Source organism: Citrobacter sp. Cpa228 (assembly GCF_030333085.1).
Taxonomy (GTDB): Bacteria; Pseudomonadota; Gammaproteobacteria; order Enterobacterales; family Enterobacteriaceae; genus Citrobacter; species Citrobacter pasteurii.
Genome location: NZ_JAOWGQ010000037.1, coordinates 23,368 through 40,354, shown reverse-complemented (window position 1 = coordinate 40,354; position 16,987 = coordinate 23,368). Strand labels below are relative to the sequence as shown.

Annotated in this window: 13 protein-coding genes; 3 read left to right on the top strand and 10 right to left on the bottom strand. The window is 53.5% G+C overall.

Features of this window, described 5'->3' with window-relative positions:
* Positions 1 to 5 precede the first annotated feature (5 nt).
* The gene (tsgA, locus tag OGX91_RS04925) at positions 6 to 1,211 is read left to right on the top strand and encodes an MFS transporter TsgA (protein ID WP_286625609.1); all 1,206 of its coding nucleotides are present in this window, start codon (positions 6 to 8) and stop codon (positions 1,209 to 1,211) included.
* 58 nt (positions 1,212 to 1,269) lie between these two features.
* The gene (locus OGX91_RS04920; RefSeq protein WP_149691790.1) at positions 1,270 to 2,172 is read left to right on the top strand and encodes a LysR family transcriptional regulator; all 903 of its coding nucleotides are present in this window, start codon (positions 1,270 to 1,272) and stop codon (positions 2,170 to 2,172) included.
* Between the two features lie 40 nt (positions 2,173 to 2,212).
* Here the strand turns inward: OGX91_RS04920 and aaeB are convergent, their stop codons facing one another.
* The 3 genes from aaeB to aaeX are packed head-to-tail and all read right to left on the bottom strand — an operon-like array spanning position 2,213 to position 5,332.
* Positions 2,213 to 4,183: a p-hydroxybenzoic acid efflux pump subunit AaeB gene (gene aaeB / locus OGX91_RS04915; protein ID WP_005121363.1), complete on the bottom strand. Its 1,971-nt coding sequence runs from the start codon at positions 4,181 to 4,183 to the stop codon at positions 2,213 to 2,215.
* Between the two features lie 5 nt (positions 4,184 to 4,188).
* Positions 4,189 to 5,121 (bottom strand): p-hydroxybenzoic acid efflux pump subunit AaeA, encoded by a 933-nt coding sequence (gene aaeA / locus OGX91_RS04910; RefSeq protein WP_286625608.1) that lies wholly within the window; start codon positions 5,119 to 5,121, stop codon positions 4,189 to 4,191.
* 7 nt (positions 5,122 to 5,128) lie between these two features.
* Entirely contained in the window at positions 5,129 to 5,332 is a 204-nt protein-coding gene (aaeX, locus tag OGX91_RS04905; RefSeq protein WP_003025177.1) for a p-hydroxybenzoic acid efflux pump operon protein AaeX, read from the bottom strand.
* Between the two features lie 184 nt (positions 5,333 to 5,516).
* On the opposite strand from aaeX, the gene aaeR reads away from it, so the two are divergent.
* Positions 5,517 to 6,446 carry an HTH-type transcriptional activator AaeR gene (gene aaeR / locus OGX91_RS04900; RefSeq protein ID WP_005121365.1) on the top strand — a complete coding sequence of 310 codons (930 nt, stop codon included), beginning with the start codon at positions 5,517 to 5,519 and terminating at the stop codon, positions 6,444 to 6,446.
* Between the two features lie 86 nt (positions 6,447 to 6,532).
* Here aaeR and tldD read toward each other — a convergent pair whose 3' ends face one another.
* The 7 genes from tldD to mreB all read right to left on the bottom strand — a co-directional run bounded on the left by tldD (position 6,533) and on the right by mreB (position 16,733).
* A complete protein-coding gene (gene tldD, locus OGX91_RS04895) occupies positions 6,533 to 7,978 on the bottom strand; it encodes a metalloprotease TldD (protein ID WP_286625606.1) in 1,446 nt (481 codons plus the stop codon).
* A 163-nt stretch (positions 7,979 to 8,141) separates the two neighbouring features.
* Positions 8,142 to 11,942, bottom strand: coding sequence for an AsmA2 domain-containing protein YhdP (gene yhdP, locus OGX91_RS04890; RefSeq protein WP_286625604.1), 3,801 nt, complete (start codon positions 11,940 to 11,942; stop codon positions 8,142 to 8,144).
* A gap of 111 nt (positions 11,943 to 12,053) precedes the next feature.
* Entirely contained in the window at positions 12,054 to 13,523 is a 1,470-nt protein-coding gene (gene rng, locus OGX91_RS04885) for a ribonuclease G (RefSeq protein ID WP_005121368.1), read from the bottom strand.
* Positions 13,513 to 14,106: a Maf family protein gene (locus OGX91_RS04880; RefSeq protein WP_286625602.1), complete on the bottom strand. Its 594-nt coding sequence runs from the start codon at positions 14,104 to 14,106 to the stop codon at positions 13,513 to 13,515. Before OGX91_RS04880 ends, rng begins: the two co-directional genes overlap by 11 nt.
* Before the next feature lie 8 nt (positions 14,107 to 14,114).
* Entirely contained in the window at positions 14,115 to 14,603 is a 489-nt protein-coding gene (gene mreD / locus OGX91_RS04875; protein WP_040234168.1) for a rod shape-determining protein MreD, read from the bottom strand.
* Complete coding sequence (gene mreC / locus OGX91_RS04870; protein ID WP_040234170.1) at positions 14,604 to 15,626, bottom strand: rod shape-determining protein MreC; 1,023 nt, start codon at positions 15,624 to 15,626, stop codon at positions 14,604 to 14,606.
* A 63-nt stretch (positions 15,627 to 15,689) separates the two neighbouring features.
* Complete coding sequence (gene mreB / locus OGX91_RS04865) at positions 15,690 to 16,733, bottom strand: rod shape-determining protein MreB (RefSeq protein WP_000913396.1); 1,044 nt, start codon at positions 16,731 to 16,733, stop codon at positions 15,690 to 15,692.
* Between the last annotated feature and the right edge of the window lie 254 nt (positions 16,734 to 16,987).

Here is a 16,987-nt window from a genome sequence, read left to right as displayed (position 1 = left end):
AAGTTATGCCAGACAATCAGTTTCCTCATGCAAATCTCAATGCCGTTTCGTACCTGAGCTATTACTTTGTTGGCGCACTGGTGTCGACACTGGGGATTGTGCTTGGGCCACTTTGTGCCGCTTTTCATAAAGACCCCAGCTTTATCGGGCAGGTCTTTACTCTGATGAACATCGGAATGTTTGTGCCTATTATGCTTGGCGGCATTCTGATGAAAAAATGGGGGCTGAAAAAACCATTAGTTATTGCTGCAACGCTCACCGTGATTATCAGCGCAGTACTTTTTATCCAACCAACCTTAACGTTGTTTAGCATTGCAGTGGCCGGAATTGGTGCCTGCGGGGGCGTGTTTATGACCATCGGCAGTTATCTGGTGGTCCGTATTAATCCCGATGAAAAGAGCCGCTCTTCCAGTCTGATTTTTACCGATTTCTTTTTCAGCTTTGCCGGAGCAACCCTTTCTTTACTGTTAACCTGGATGTTTAAACTGGGTGCCAGTTGGATTGCGATGTATGGGATTATGGGCGGTCTGGGCACGCTGATATTGGCACTTACCCTGCGTTGTCGCTTCCCATCGACAGAGGCTGCGCAGCCGCAGCAACACGAGAAAACGGAAGAGTCAGAACCTTGGGGGATCTCTGTCTATTTGATCTGTTTTACTCTCTTTGCTTTCCTGCTGGCTGAACCCATTTTTACCATGTGGACACCGGGCTACCTGCAATCGCGTTTTACACTTCAGGCGCAGGATGCCGCGCTATTCACTACTGTGTATTGGGTGACGAAAGCCATTGGCCTGTTCCTGAATCGATTCACCGTGAAGTGGATGAAACTGCGCACTTTCCTGCTGATCTGCGCAAGTATTGGTCTGCTCTCCATTGCGCTGATTGCCAACAGCAACAATACCACGCTGATTCTGATAGCGTGCAGTGTGTTTGGTTTCTTTAACTCCGGTTTATTCTCCGGCCTGATGAGCTATGGTTCACTGCAGGTGAGTCGCAGTTCACCAACCTTGATCTCCGCCTTGTTGACGTGCGGCACAGTAGGCACGCTACTGTTTGCCAGCGTCTCCTCCATGGTAAACAACCACTTTGGCCTGCAGGGGGCGGTGAATACGTCAACTGTTGCCTATTGTGTGTTACTGCTGACGCTGGTTATCGCTGTCACCTGCAGCCAGGCCGAGCGTCTCGCCCGCCCGCCATCCGCTGCGGTTTGACAAGCTTTGGGGAGGACGGCATGATGCCGTTTCTCTCCCTCTCTTACGCGTAACCAGCATGATTGATCTCCAGGCCAATAGCCGAATTCGTCTTCGAACATTGCGTTATTTTCAGGTTCTCGCTGACGAGCTGCACTTTGGCCGGGCCGCGGCCCGGTTAAACATCTCTCAACCACCGTTGAGTATGCAGATTAAAGAACTGGAAGAGATCCTTGAAACGACGCTATTTGAGCGTACCAGTCGTAAAGTGGTTCTCACGCGAGCCGGGCAGGTATTGAAAACGGAAGTCGATCGTATCCTGAGTACCACCGATCAATCCCTCAATTATGTGCGACAGATTGGCCGTAGCGAACATCAGCATTTCAACATTGGGATAGTCGGTAGCGCACTGTGGGGGACGCTGCTTACACGTCTAAAGGATTTTAAGAAGCAACAGCCGTACGTAAACTGGAGCTTGCAGGAGCTTTCCCAACATCAGCAAATTGAAGCCTTGCATGCCCGGACGATTGATATTGCGATTAGCCGGAACGTACTGCCCCAATCCGAGACGAATATTCGTAGCCAATTGATTTCCCGCGAAGCGGTTGCTCTCGCCGTACCTGAACACGATCCTCTCTGCCAACACCAAAGCGTCTCACTGGCGATGCTCGCTGAACGCCCCATCATTTCGCTTTCATTCAATCAAAGCAATTTCGCCCGTCAGATACATGACCGCTGTGTTGAGGTAGGATTTTATCCTCTGATTACCCACCAGGTTAACGAACCGCAAACAGCGCTGGCGCTGGTTAGCGCAGGAATTGGTCTCTCTTTGCTGCCAGAAACCTGCGGATTGATCCACTGGCCTGGCGTTCGTTTCTTACCGTTGAATGACCCTATTCCAGCCGATCTTTATGCCTACTGGTACGACGAACCGCTTTCCACATTAATGAACGCGTTTATCATGGCATTACAGGGGCGGTAAAACTGAAACCGGAAGAGATATCCTCTTCCGGTTAGATGATTTATGAATTGCTGGTCAGCGCATGCTGGTACTTGTGCAACATTCCCGTGAGTCGTTTCACTGGCTCCGTCACCTGAGGCGGGGCTTCCCAGAGCGTTAATTTTTCCTGGTAGATATCAAGCTCCTCCAGCAACTGACTAAAGTAGCGTCGGCGTTTGTCATCATTGACTGCAGAAATAACATGATCGGCGGTACGGCGAAGCTGGCGATGAAACGCCGATAAATCGTCGTTTACCGGTACAGGCGCATCACGTAAACGCTGGTGAGCAATAATCATCGTCAGTGCCAGGCGGAACTTTGCCAGATCGCCGGGGAATTTGTTCATCAGTAAAAACAGCTGCTGATACAACGCCGGAAGGTGGTTTTCTTTACGGCGCACAACATTAGTGGTCATTGCAGAGACCGCTGCCGACACAAACTGGTTAAGCAACACGCGACCTGTTCTGTCACGCGAGTTATCCCGCACCAGCAGAATAACGATAAACGCCAATACGCAGCCGACAATCTGCCCCAGTGCACTGTCGAGGAACTGACTAAAGTGGAAGGTCATCGGGTTATCAAGCACGATGATGTTAATGGTGCTCGCCAGCGCCCCCATTGAGCCCAGACGCCGCTTCTGCACCTCAATACCCAGAAAGAATCCCAGCACCGCCAGACTCAGACACAGCAACAACATGCTTTGCTGGGTATTGGGGATAATCACCAGAAAATAGAGCGCCCCCAACGGTAATGCTGCCAGCGTGCCATAGATAAAGTCGATGGCCACCATGCGGGGGTTAGGCAAACGCATGGCCAGCGATGTGACGACCGCTATCATAACCATCGCGCCGCTACCTGATGTCCAGCCGGTCCACAACCAGAATAAGGTTCCCAGCACACAGGACAGCGTAGTACGCCAGAAGTTGACCAGCGCATGGTGACGTTCGGCGGATTCCACCTTCACCACCGGCTCGCCTTGCAGGATCTCTTCTTCGATAGCGCTAATTTTGGTATTGCTGACCACTCCGCGTTTCAACAGCAGGTAGCGCGTCGCCGCGCCGGCCCAGCTATAGATCGTCACTGGCGTATCACGCTCACCGGTCCAGACAATCACACGGCGCATCCGCTTCAATTGTTTATGTACGTCCTGCACCGTTTCAACCGGCGTATCAAACAACTCGCGGAAGGTATCGGTAATCAGTTCTGGTCGGGTGTTCTGAATAAGATAGGTTTCGCAGGATTGCGTGATGAGCGTAAGCGACAGCGTGTTCAACGCTTTGAGTCTACGATTGGCGCGCACCCAGCGTGAGGATTCCATGTTCAGGTTGCTGCGCATACCTTCAAGCGCTGCCGTACGACGAACTAAAGCGCCCCAGGCCTTGTCCACCTCTTCGCTATCACCATGCTTTATACACAGTTGCATAAGCTGATATTGCGCCACCAGAAGACTGTCTAACTCGACATCTATCTCCTGTTTCACTGAACGGGGCGAAAAGAGCAGGTCGGCGATGATAGCGCAGACAATCCCCATCACAATCTCGCTGCAGCGTTCGAGCGCAAATTGTGGCGTCAGTAGAGGCTCCGCCTGAATAGTAATGACGATAATCAACGCCGTGTAACCCGAAAGCCCCCAGGCATAGGAGTTTTCGATCTTTACCAGTGAAGAGATCCAGGTACAAAAACCGGCCCAGATACAACACACCAGGATCATCAATAGCGGCGCACGGATCATACTGATAATAATGATCAGCGCGGCAATACAACCAATAAATGTCCCGACAATACGCAGCATACCGCGGTAGCGGATAGCGCCTGAATAAGGTTCTCCGCCAGCGGCAAAGGCTGGACCTGCCGCCACAATGGCTGCGGTAAGTACCGCCCAACGAGGGGTCTCAAGCTGAAAGTGAAAGCCAACGAACAGCGCCAGTACAATCGCGCAGGCCAGCTTTACCGCAAAGCGGATATGCTGATTGGCAATGGAGAAAATGCCCATCACAATTAACCAAACTCGCGCAGACGGTGCGCCATTTTACGGAAGAACGACTCCTGGCTGGCATCGCGATCCTGCTTGCCGGTAATGACGACGGTCGCCGTCGTCCCGGCAGGCCACAAGGTTCCCTGCTGCTCATCAAGACGAATACGCACCGGCACGCGCTGCGCCAGACGCACCCATTCAAGATTGGAGTCAATGGTTGCCATACCTTTCGCATCCCGCGTGCTGCTGGCATTCGTTACGCCAGCCGCCACGCTATCGACGGTGCCTTTCAACACATTATTACTGCCAAGCGGGGTGATTTCAGCGCGATACCCAGGGCGGACGCCTTCCAGTTTGGTTTCTTCCATATACGCCAGCACATAGAAAGAATGCTGTTTGACCAACGCCACCGCCGTGGAGCCGCGCGTGATAAATTCGCCGCTATAGACGTTCAGGTTAGTCACCCAGCCGTCTGCCGGCGCGCGGATAACGGTATGTTCCAGATCTAATTTCGCCAGGTCGCGGGTCGCTTGTGCTTTCGCAAGCTGGTGTAATACGGTTTGCAGGACGTTGTTTGATTGGTCGATCTCCTCACGAGACATAGCCTGCACGCCCAGTCGGTTACGACGACCAGCCTCCTGGCGTTTTTCCTGCGCCAGTACCTGATAATAGGCCACGTCAGCTTCGGCCTGCTCGAGGGCTTTTTTATAGCGTGGCTGGTCGATGGTGAACAGGATCTGATCCTTTTTCACCAGTTGGTTATCATGGATGTTAACGTTGGTAATAAGGCCCGCAACATCCGGCGCAATGGCAACAACATCGGCGCTGAAACGCGCATCACGCGTCCACGGCGACTCGGTGTAGAACACCCATGCGCGGAAAATAGCGATGAAGGCCAGAATGACCAGTATCACGGTAATGGCCGTGCGGGAGAGTTTTCTTGTTAGTGTTTTCACTTCAACCTCAAACGAACAGGCGCGTTATTAAATAGAACAGACAGCAATACAGCGCGGTGTTAAACAGAGCCGGATGCCAGACAAAATCATAGATGCCCGTCGGAACAAGCACCCGGCGCACCAGCCAGAAAATCGCCAGTGACAAAAGTAATTCGAAAAAAATCGGTGGGAAGGACAGACCAAACACCACGATAACGGGAAACAGACTCATGTTGACCTTGGTAACGTAAGAGAGTGCAGATGATAGATTTTCTAGCGTATGTCACCGCAGAGAAGGGCAAGGATGAGCCAGGCGAGAGCGACATAGCCGTTATTTGAATAATAATATATTAACGTAACTGTTATGCTGTTATCTATATTATGTGATCTAAATCACTTTTAAGCCAGAGTGAACAATGGAACGATTAAAACGTATGTCGGTGTTCGCCAAAGTTGTCGAACTGGGCTCCTTCACCGCCGCCGCAAGACAGCTACAAATGAGCGTTTCATCGATAAGCCAGACGGTATCCAAACTGGAAGATGAGTTGCAGGTTAAGCTGCTAAACCGCAGCACGCGCAGCATTGGACTTACCGAGGCGGGTAAAATTTATTATCAGGGTTGCCGCCGGATGCTGCACGAAGCGCAGGATGTCCACGAGCAGCTATATGCCTTTAACAACACGCCCATCGGCACCCTGCGCATTGGCTGTTCTTCAACCATGGCACAAAATGTCCTCGCCGGATTGACCGCCACAATGCTGAAAGAGTACCCCGGCCTGACGGTCAATCTGGTCACCGGTATCCCGGCGCCTGATTTAATCGCCGATGGTCTGGACGTGGTTATCCGCGTCGGCGCATTGCAAGACTCCAGCCTGTTTTCACGTCGTCTGGGCGCCATGCCGATGGTGGTCTGCGCGGCAAAAAGTTATCTCGCCCAGTTTGGCGTTCCAGAGAAACCCGCCGATCTCAGCAACCACTCGTGGCTGGAATACAGCGTGCGTCCGGATAATGAATTCGAGCTTATCGCACCGGAAGGCATTTCGACTCGGCTGATCCCAGAGGGACGTTTTGTGACCAACGATCCGATGACGCTGGTGCGCTGGCTGGCGGCAGGCGCGGGCATTGCCTATGTACCGCTGATGTGGGTGATCAATGAGATCAATCGTGGCGAAGTGGAGATCCTGCTCCCCCGTTACCAGTCAGATCCACGTCCGGTGTATGCGTTGTACACCGAAAAGGATAAGCTACCGCTCAAAGTGCAGGTGGTGATTAACTATCTGACCGATTATTTTGTTGATGTGGCGCAGCTGTTTCAGGGAATGTACGGTCGGGGAAAAGAGAAATAAAAAGAGTCCAGGCCGGATAAGGCGTTGACGCCGCATCCGGCAAGATGCCCGATGGCACTGGTGCTTATCGGGCATACATCATGATGTTATGCGGTGCCACCCACGGTCAGGTTATCCACCTTCAGCGTCGGCTGGCCCACGCCAACCGGCAGGCTCTGGCCTTCTTTACCGCACACGCCAACCCCGTTATCCAGTTTCAGGTCGTTACCCACCATCGAAATCTGCTGCATCGCTTCGATACCGGAGCCAATCAGCGTTGCGCCTTTCACCGGTTTGGTCACTTTACCGTTTTCAATCAGATACGCTTCGGAGGTAGAGAACACGAATTTCCCGGAGGTGATATCCACCTGGCCGCCGCCGAAGTTAGGCGCATAAATACCGTATTCAACGGATTCGATGATTTCCTGCGGCGTAGATTTCCCCGACAGCATATAGGTGTTGGTCATACGTGGCATCGGCAGGTGCGCGTAAGATTCACGGCGACCGTTACCCGTTGGCGCCACCCCCATCAAACGTGCATTCAGTTTGTCCTGCATGTAGCCTTTCAGAATACCGTTTTCGATCAGCACGTTGTACTGACCCGGTGTGCCTTCATCATCAATAGCCACAGAACCACGACGATCCGCCATTGTGCCGTCATCAACGATGGTGCACAGCTCTGACGCCACCAGCTCACCCATGTGACCGCTGAACACCGACGTGCCACGGCGGTTAAAGTCACCTTCCAGACCATGACCGACCGCTTCATGCAGCAGAACGCCAGGCCATCCAGCACCGAGTACCACCGGCAGCGTACCCGCTGGCGCCGCTACCGCAGAGAGATTAACCAACGCCATACGTACGGCCTCTTTCGCCCATGCATCAGCACGGACTTCGCCATCGAGATCGGCAAGGAAATAGTCATAGCCAAAACGACCGCCGCCACCGCTGGCGCCGCGCTCGCGCTTACCGTCCTCTTCCACCTGTACGCTTACGGACAAACGCACCAGCGGACGGACGTCAGCGGCCAGCGTACCGTCGGTCGCCGCCACCAGAATCAGTTCATAAACACCGGTCAGACTGGCGGTCACTTCCTGAACGCGCTTGTCGGCAGCACGCGCCACGTTGTCTACGCGGCGCAGAATATCCAGCTTCTCTTCACGGCTCATGCTCTGCAGGGGATCAACTGAGGTATAAAGCACCTGATGCTCCACCGCCCTCAGCGTTTTTACCTTGCCGTCACCGTTGTCACGCACGATAGTACGGGCAGCATGAGCGCTTTGCTCCAGCGCCAGCAGGCTAATCTGGTCTGCATAGGCAAACCCTGTTTTTTCGCCGCTGATGGCGCGCACGCCAACACCCTGATCGATATTGTAAGAACCATCTTTAATGATGCGGTCTTCTAAAACCCAGGATTCGTGATAGCTCGACTGAAAATAGAGATCGCCGTAATCAAGACGGCGTTCGGCCAGTTGGCCCAGGATGGCAAACAGATCCTGATGTTTCAGGCCATTCGCCGCTAGCAATTGTTCACTTACCAGGTTCAGACTCATCGTTTTTGCTACTCATTAGTTACTGTTGTAGGCCTGATAAGACGCGCCAGCGTCGCCATCAGGCGCTTCAATGCCCGGATGGCGGCGTAAACGCCTTATCCGGCCTACGGACTGCGGTAGAAGTTCTATGTTGAGATTGGGGCAATTACTCGCCCCCGTCAAATCATTGCTGGCTTTCTTTGCGCGGCTGGCGCAGAACTTCGTTAATCTGTGGCTTATCGACCGGACCGGTGATGCGATAGCGCAGAATTGAAACTTTGCTCCACAGCGGCCCCAGAACTTTACTGGCGGCAAATACCGCCGCGCCAACAATCGGGTTGACGGCAAACGCCGCGGCCACCCCAACGGTGGCAGAAATTTCAGGAGCGACAACGGCTTCCATATCCAGTTCGCGACGCACCAGATTCACCGAACCTTTCATGGCGATATCAGCTTCGAGGCCATCCACCAGCGTATCATCAGTGTGCATCACACCGTCTTTGATCCATGCCGTACTGCGGATAGAGTCAAAGTAAAAACCTTCGCTGAACGTATCGCTAAAATCAAAGCGCAGTTTACGCAATAGCGCATCAAAGCTCAGCAGACGTAACAGTTGCCCCGCATGTCCGGTGCTAAGTTCAGTCAATTCACCTTTGCCTAAACGGGTGCGCAAAATGCCATTCAGTGAAGCTTCATCCGGATCCCAGGGCGGATTACGCCAGTGCAGATCGTACTCGACGTTAAAGGAAGAGTTACGAATCGGGGTAGATACGCCAAAGAAACCCGCGGCTGAATCAATCTTGTTGCCATTCAGCTTTCCTTTCAGTGATGTACGCTCCTTGCCCGGCGCGTTCACCCACACGCCATCGGTGGTCAGTCTGGCAAAGCCTGTATCCAACAAACCGTTACTCAGCGTTAGCGTGTCGCCTTTAATCGCGACATCGGCATCAATACGCCCATATTTTTGCCCCCACATCCAGCACTCTTCGCAGCGTATCTGCGCATCCGGCCAGCCACGGAAACTGACGTTATTGATAGCAGAGAACGGCGAGGCTGGCGTTGTATTTGGTGATGACGTTGCAGCGCTCGGGTTGTAATACAGGTACTTGATATTGGCAAGCCACGGCGCATTATTGCGCATAGCCAATGTGGCGTTAATCTCACGCCCCTGCGCCCGTACGCTGGTACCATTAAGCCCAGGTTCAGACACAATGCTCAGGTTATTCCACTGCTGGCCGCCCAATGATAAAGAAGGCGTGCGCACCGCAATACGCTGCGGGAAGTTCGCATTACTTCCGACATTATCCGCCGCGCCTTTCTGGAACAATGCCAGCCATTGCGCACCATCCATGGGCGGAAGATTAAGTTCGATGCCTTGCTGATCGGGTAACGCGGGCACGGTACGGCTTTCCGACGTCCAGATTGCGCGGTCAAGCGTCAGTTTCTGATTCAGCAACCAGCGGCTGTTAAAGTGATTCTTACTGCCCGCGTTGCCGGTCAGATCAAAACTGCGCAGATTGCCGCTGGCCTTAACGTTCACCGGTAACGCCTCGCCGGGTGCCTTATTCAGCGGTGAAGGTAAGTGACTGCTTACATTTTTCAGGTCGCCTTTCAGCTCAATGTTGTAGGTCGCTCCGGCATGATATGGCAGGTCAATGCCAACCTTACCGTTCCACGCCATACTGCCGCTTAAGGCCTCACTCACCTGTGCGGGGAGTATCCCCATGCGAGTTGGCTGCCAGTCGCCGTTCAGATTCACAGCAACCTGGTAAGCCTTTGCACCCTCGGTCGTGGAAAAGTCGACGTTCAGCGGCTGATTAAACCAGTTCGCCGTCATCGGCTCGCTCTTGAGATCGCCGTTGATAAAGCTGAATTTACCGTTCAAATTCTTCAGCGTGCTGTCGAGCGGCTTGATAAACAGACTGTTATTACGCAGGTTCACATCGCCTTTGGCCGTAACCAGCGAACCATCTAACGGGATATCAAGATGTAAGCGAGCACTCACATCACCGTCAATTTGCAACTGTTCCAGCGTGGCACCGAGCGACTCTTTCAGCGGTGTTTCGTCGAAATAAGGCCCAACCGCTTTGCCCGGCCCGTTGATGTCGGCATCAATCAGCAGTTTTTCTTTTGCGTAGTCAGGGATATTTGCCGTCAGGTTTGTGGCTTTTACCCCCCCCAGATTGACGCTATCCGTCTTCATCCACAGGCCATCGTTAATGAAGTTCAGTTCAATATTGAGGTCAGTCAGTGCGGGCCAGTCCGGCTGGAAGGCAAATTTTGCATTACGCAGCGGCACCAGCACCTGGAACTGACCTTCGTTATGCAAATACGGGAACAGATGTGGGTTACCGCCATAAACCAGTGTTGCGTTATCCGCCTCACCGCCCTGAATTGCCCCACTGAGGTAATCAACCAGCTCTTTTCCCATCAGGTTTTCCGGGAAATAGCGCCAGGCCTGGGAGCCATCGTGAGTGCTAATCCCCGCCAGAATCCCCAGCCACGGTTCATCACCTGTTGGTTGCAGATAACGAAAACCGCCACGCGCATGTACCGCTTTCGCTTTAACGTCAATATTGCGCCCGTCTAGCTGAAAGCCATTTTCATTCTTCAGCCAACAGAGCGTTGCCACGCCATCTTCTATCTCCAGCGGGGCACGAAAGACGGTTTCATACGGCATTTTTGCCTGCTTCATGGAGGCCGTTAATGCGCCATTTTCCACGCTGCCAGACAATGTACCGGAGAAATGTTCTGCCCCCGGCAGCAGCTTCCACTGTTTCCAGGCCAGATCGGTCCACGAGGACTGGAAACGGGTTTTTTCGGTCGCCTGTAACGGGATATCCAACGCCAGCACGTTTATCTTGCCGCTCGGTTGCGTGGCCCGCCAGATATCACCCAATGCCGGAGATAACTTAGCGGCCATCGGACGTAGCCCCTCTAACCCGGCTAACTCCAGGTTACTGGCGCGAATACGTAATTCGTCGCTGCGCTTGTTATTAGCGCCCCCTACTTCCTGCTCAGGGAACCAGGCCAGCGTTAATGCCCCGCTCGGCCAGGGTTTGTCATCCATCGTGATGCGCGTATCCGGGATTGCGAACAACCAACCGGAGTGCTCACGGCTGATATGCGCAGTCAGGTTATCGACGGACAGCGTGTGGATGTTGCTCTCCCCCTTCCAGCTTGCGCCGCCCTTTTTCAACCAGACATCGCCACCAGAGATTTCGCCTTTGCTGAGCGTCATCCAACCTTCCAGGCTAAAGCGCGCGGTTTGCAGCGCAACATTGTCCTGCATCCATTTCCCCAACCACGGCTTAACGTCGATGTCGTCAGCCTGCAGCCAGACTCGGCCATTATTCAGCAGGCCGTCATCATCACGCAGATCCATACGCACCTGCATAACACCGTGCTGGCCGGTCAGGCTGGAGAGGCTGACCTGGCCTTCAGCACGATGCCGGTTTTTACCGTTCAACCAGGTTAGCTGAGGGATCGCCAGTTCCGCGCGCTGGCCTGACAGGGTCAAAAAACTGACCTGGCTGTCGCGAAGATCAAAATGGTCAAACTGGCGCAGGAACAGATCGCTGATGTGGCTGGTTTCAATCCCGTCGCCGCTATCGCCGCGTTGGATCGGCGTATTGGTGCGCAACTGCAGTTGCCAGAAGGTGAGATCGCGAAACTGCCAGCGCATGTGCAGCAAACTTTGCCAGACATCCAGCGCCAGCGTGACACGCTTTACCGAGAATTCGCCACCGTCTTTCAGCTGTGCATGAATATCGAGTGCTTCGAGCGTAGGGCCAAAATTTTGCCAGTTAGCAGAAAGCTGGCTGGCGGAAACGGGAATACCGGTGGCAGATTCGATCTTACCCAGAATGGTCGGACGCCAGCTATCGAGATGCGGCAGAGCAAGGCGCAGCCCACTGACCAGCAGCGCTGTGACGACAACGAATGCGGCTCCAGTGAGCAGTAAAATCCCCGGCAATCGCCTCACGCGCCTCTCCTTGTCTGCCAAAAAATGTGACTCACACCCCTTGAGTGAATATTGCCGGATAGCGGCGCTTATGCCTTATCCGGCCTACATGCGCGGGTGCCACTACACGATTTACATCATTACCACGTCAAACTGCTCCTGGTTATAGAGCGGTTCGACTTGTACTTTGACCTGTTTGCCGACAAAGATTTCCACTTCCGCCAGCGCATGCGATTCTTCACTCTTCAGGGCTTCAGCCACCGCAGGAGAGGCATAAACCAGGAAACGATCGGATTCATATGCATGGTGAACGCGCACAATTTCACGCATGATTTCATAGCACACGGTTTCCACCGTTTTCACCGTGCCACGTCCGTGGCAGGTTGGGCACTCGTTACACAGCACATGCTCCACGCTTTCGCGCGTGCGTTTGCGCGTCATCTCTACCAGACCCAGCTGTGAAAAACCGTTGATACTGGTTTTTACGCGATCCTTGCTCAGCGCCTGCTCCAGAGAGTGCAGCACCCGGCGGCGGTGGTCTTCATTATTCATGTCGATAAAATCGATAATAATAATGCCGCCGAGGTTACGCAGACGCAACTGACGGGCAATGGCCTGCGTTGCTTCAATATTAGTATTAAAGATAGTGTCGTCGAGATTACGATGCCCAACAAACGCGCCGGTGTTGATGTCGACGGTGGTCATCGCTTCGGTTTGGTCGATGATCAGATAGCCGCCGGACTTCAGCTCAACTTTACGTTCGAGCGCGCGCTGGATTTCATTCTCAACGTCGAAGAGATCAAAAATAGGCTGGCGTCCGCTGTAATGTTCCAGTTTGCTGGTCATCTCAGGGATGTATTCCGCCGTAAATTCCAGCAACGCTTCATAGGTCAGGCGGGAATCGACGCGAATTCGGTCTAACTGAGCATCGGCAAAATCACGCAGAACGCGCTGCGCCAGCGCCAGTTCACCATACATCTGGTAGCGCGTTTGCGGGCGCTTCTTACGCTCCATGACCTTCGTCCAGACACGCTTCAGGTAAGCAGCATCAGAGGCAAGGTCTTCTTCACATACGCCTTCAGCCGCCGTGCGAATGATGAATCCGCCCTGCTCGTCGCAGTAATCCGCCACCACTTTCTTCAGTCGCTCGCGTTCAGTTTCGCTCTCGATTCGCTGAGAAACCCCCACGTGCGAGGCGCCAGGCATAAAAACAAGATAACGGGAAGGAAGCGTGATATCCGTCGTCAGGCGTGCGCCCTTCGTGCCCAGAGGATCTTTCACCACCTGTACCATCAGGTCTTGCCCCTGACGCACCAGTTCGGAGATATCGCGCACAGTGAACTGTTTTTGTTCTTCACCCGCTACGCATTCGGTATGCGGCATGATGTCTGATGCGTGGAGAAATGCGGCTTTATCCAGCCCAATATCTACAAAAGCCGCCTGCATACCCGGAAGTACACGACTTACACGACCTTTGTAGATATTGCCTACGATTCCGCGTCGCGCCTCACGTTCAATATGAATTTCCTGCAGAATACCGCCATCAATGTACGCCACCCGCGTTTCCGATGGCGTTACGTTTACCAACAATTCAGCCGTCATGTTTATCCCTTTTCTCACGCAGTGCGTTAAAATTGCTCAGCAACTCATACGTTTCTACCAGCGGTAAGCCGACTACGGCGTGATAGCTGCCATTGATCTTCCTGACAAAACAGCCACCCAACCCTTGAATACCGTATGCACCTGCTTTATCCATAGGCTCACCGCTGGCAACATAATCCGCGATGTCCTCATCTGTTAGTGCTCTGAATGTCACTTCCGTCACCACCAGACAGTCCAGGCTGTGCTGGCGATCGGCTAATGCGACAGCCGTCATGACCTGATGCGTTTTACCTGACAGTTTGTGCAGCATCGCTGCTGCATGGTCGGCATCATGTGGTTTTTCCAGCACTTCGCCATTAAGGATCACAATGGTATCCGCTCCCAGCACAGGTAAATCGCGCTCAGCCAGTGCTACGCCCGCTTGCGCTTTTTCACGCGCCAGACGAACAACATACTGCTGGGCGCTTTCCTGCGGGTGCCGCTGTTCTTCAATTCCAGGAACCACCCGTTCAAACGTAACACCAAGCTGAGCGAGCAACTCCTGACGACGTGGAGAACCTGAAGCAAGATACAGAGTATTCATATCAACCTTTATTGCACCGCAAACTGCTGGCGGACTTTACGCATCAGTAAGAATAGCCATGGCCAAAGCACACCATTTACTACACTACTCCAGAACACTTCAGGTCTGAAAGAGACGTTGATCACTAAAAACTCGGCCCAGAAAACAATAATATCCACGACCAGTGACAACAACATAACTACCAGCGCCTGCTGCCAGAGCGCGAGGTTACGGAAGAGCTGAAATTTCAGTGCGACCAGATAAGCAATGATACTCATCGACAATGCCCGCACACCAAGCGTAGAGCCGCTAATGAGATCCAGTATGGCACCCACGATAAATCCTGTGCCCACATTTACGCGATGCGGCAGCGCCAGGATCCAGTACAGCAGAATGAGCAGCACCCAGTTCGGCCGGAAAACGAGGATCTCGTCCGGCCAGGGCATGACTTGCAGCAGAAATGCAATTAGGAACGAGAGCCAAATGACCCAACGTCCCTGGTGACGGATGCTTGCCACTTACTGCCCTCCCGGCTTACGCGGAGCAGGTTGTGACGGCGTGGTTGTTGCAGGAACCGGCGTTACACCTGTCGCCGGAGCAGGAACTGGCGCAGGAGGCCCCATGGCATCCGGTGCCGGCAGGACTTGCGGCATCATTTGCATCAGACGTTCATTAGCTACACGGTGCACTTCTTCCGGCGTCATCGGGTTAGCGCCATTGCGATCGGCCCCCCACAGCAGCAGCAGATAACGTAAACGCTGTAAACCCGCCGTCGGACGCGCCTGAATCACGGTGTATGCGCGCTGGGTATCCAGCTTCACAGAGGAAACGACACCGACGGGATAGCCTTCAGGGAAACGCCCACCCAGACCGGAGGTCACCAGCACATCGCCAACGCGAATGTCAGTATTAGCCGGCAGGTGTTCAAGCTGAAGATCGTCCGTGCAACCGTTACCGGCAGCGATCACGCGAATATCGTTACGCAATACCTGGATTGGCAGCGCATGCGTCGCGTCACAAATCAGCAGTACGCGGCTGGTCAGTTTAGCCACCGCAACGACCTGGCCCACTACGCCTTTATCGCTGATGACCGGCTGACCTTCATAAACGCCGTTAACACTCCCTTTGTCGATCACAACCTGATCGCTGTAAGGATCGTTAACCGTTGAGATGACCTGCGTCACCATTTTTTGTTCGTCCTGGCGCAGCGGCGATCCCAGCAGCTCACGCAAACGCGCATTCTCCTGTTTATATTGCCCCAGCATCAGCAGTTCACTGTTTTTCAGCAGCAGTTCCTGACGCAACGCCCGGTTTTCAAGTTCGAGTTGGTCACGAGAAGCCAGCGTTTGCGACACGCCGTCGAGTAATTCACGGGGACCATTAGAGATAAAGTAGAAAGGACTGACGGCGGTATCCATATACGTTCGGATTTGACTAAACGTACCCAGGCGGCTGTCGGCAATAATAACGCCGAGCGCCACCAGCACCGCCAGAATAAGGCGAATCTGTAGCGACGGGCCACGGCTAAAAATTGGCTTCATAGTCTATGCGTATTCTCGCATCAGAGCGGAAGAGCAACCCATGGCTACCCTTCCTGCATCCGATTACTCTTCGCTGAACAAGTCGCCGCCGTGCATATCGATCATTTCCAGTGCTTTACCGCCACCGCGAGCCACACAGGTCAGCGGATCTTCGGCAACAACAACTGGAATACCGGTCTCTTCCATTAACAGACGATCAAGGTTACGCAGCAGCGCACCACCGCCGGTCAGGACCATACCGCGTTCTGAGATGTCAGACGCCAGCTCTGGCGGGCACTGTTCCAGTGCAACCATCACCGCGCTTACGATACCGGTCAGGGGTTCCTGCAGCGCTTCCAGGATCTCGTTAGAGTTCAGGGTAAAGCCACGTGGAACACCTTCTGCCAGGTTACGACCGCGAACTTCAATCTCGCGTACTTCGTCGCCAGGATAAGCAGAACCGATTTCGTGCTTAATACGTTCCGCGGTAGCTTCACCGATCAGCGAGCCGTAGTTACGGCGAACATAATTAATGATGGCTTCGTCGAAGCGGTCACCACCAATACGCACGGAGGAGGAGTAAACTACGCCGTTCAGAGAGATAACGGCGACTTCTGTGGTACCACCACCGATATCGACAACCATTGAGCCGGTTGCTTCAGAAACAGGCAGGCCCGCACCGATCGCTGCCGCCATCGGCTCTTCGATCAGGAACACTTCACGAGCACCTGCGCCCTGAGCGGATTCACGGATGGCACGGCGTTCAACCTGAGTTGCTCCAACCGGTACACACACCAGTACGCGCGGGCTTGGGCGCATGAAGCTGTTGCTGTGCACTTGTTTGATAAAGTGCTGGAGCATTTTTTCAGTCACGAAGAAGTCAGCGATAACGCCATCTTTCATTGGGCGAATTGCAGCGATATTGCCCGGCGTACGACCCAGCATCTGCTTCGCATCATGACCTACTGCAGCCACGCTTTTCGGCGAACCGGCACGATCCTGACGAATGGCCACAACGGAAGGCTCATTCAATACGATGCCTTGTCCTTTTACATAAATAAGGGTATTCGCGGTACCCAGGTCAATGGACAGGTCATTGGAAAACATGCCACGAAATTTTTTCAACATACTAAGGGATAATCCTGAAAGCTGGGGCGGAAAACAAAATCCGCTTACTTTACCAACCACACGCAGCAGCGACAAGGCGCAAAAATCATCTGCTACGGTGAAAATTAGTGCAGTTCGTTTCCTTTGTTACAAAACCGGCCTGAGTCCATCAGGGCTGAAAAACTCAGCAGCAGTCCTCGCTTTTGTTTGCAACCTGTCAAAGGTCATTCACCTGCATGTTTGCTGTTACAACCTGGCGAGCAGACAAGCACACC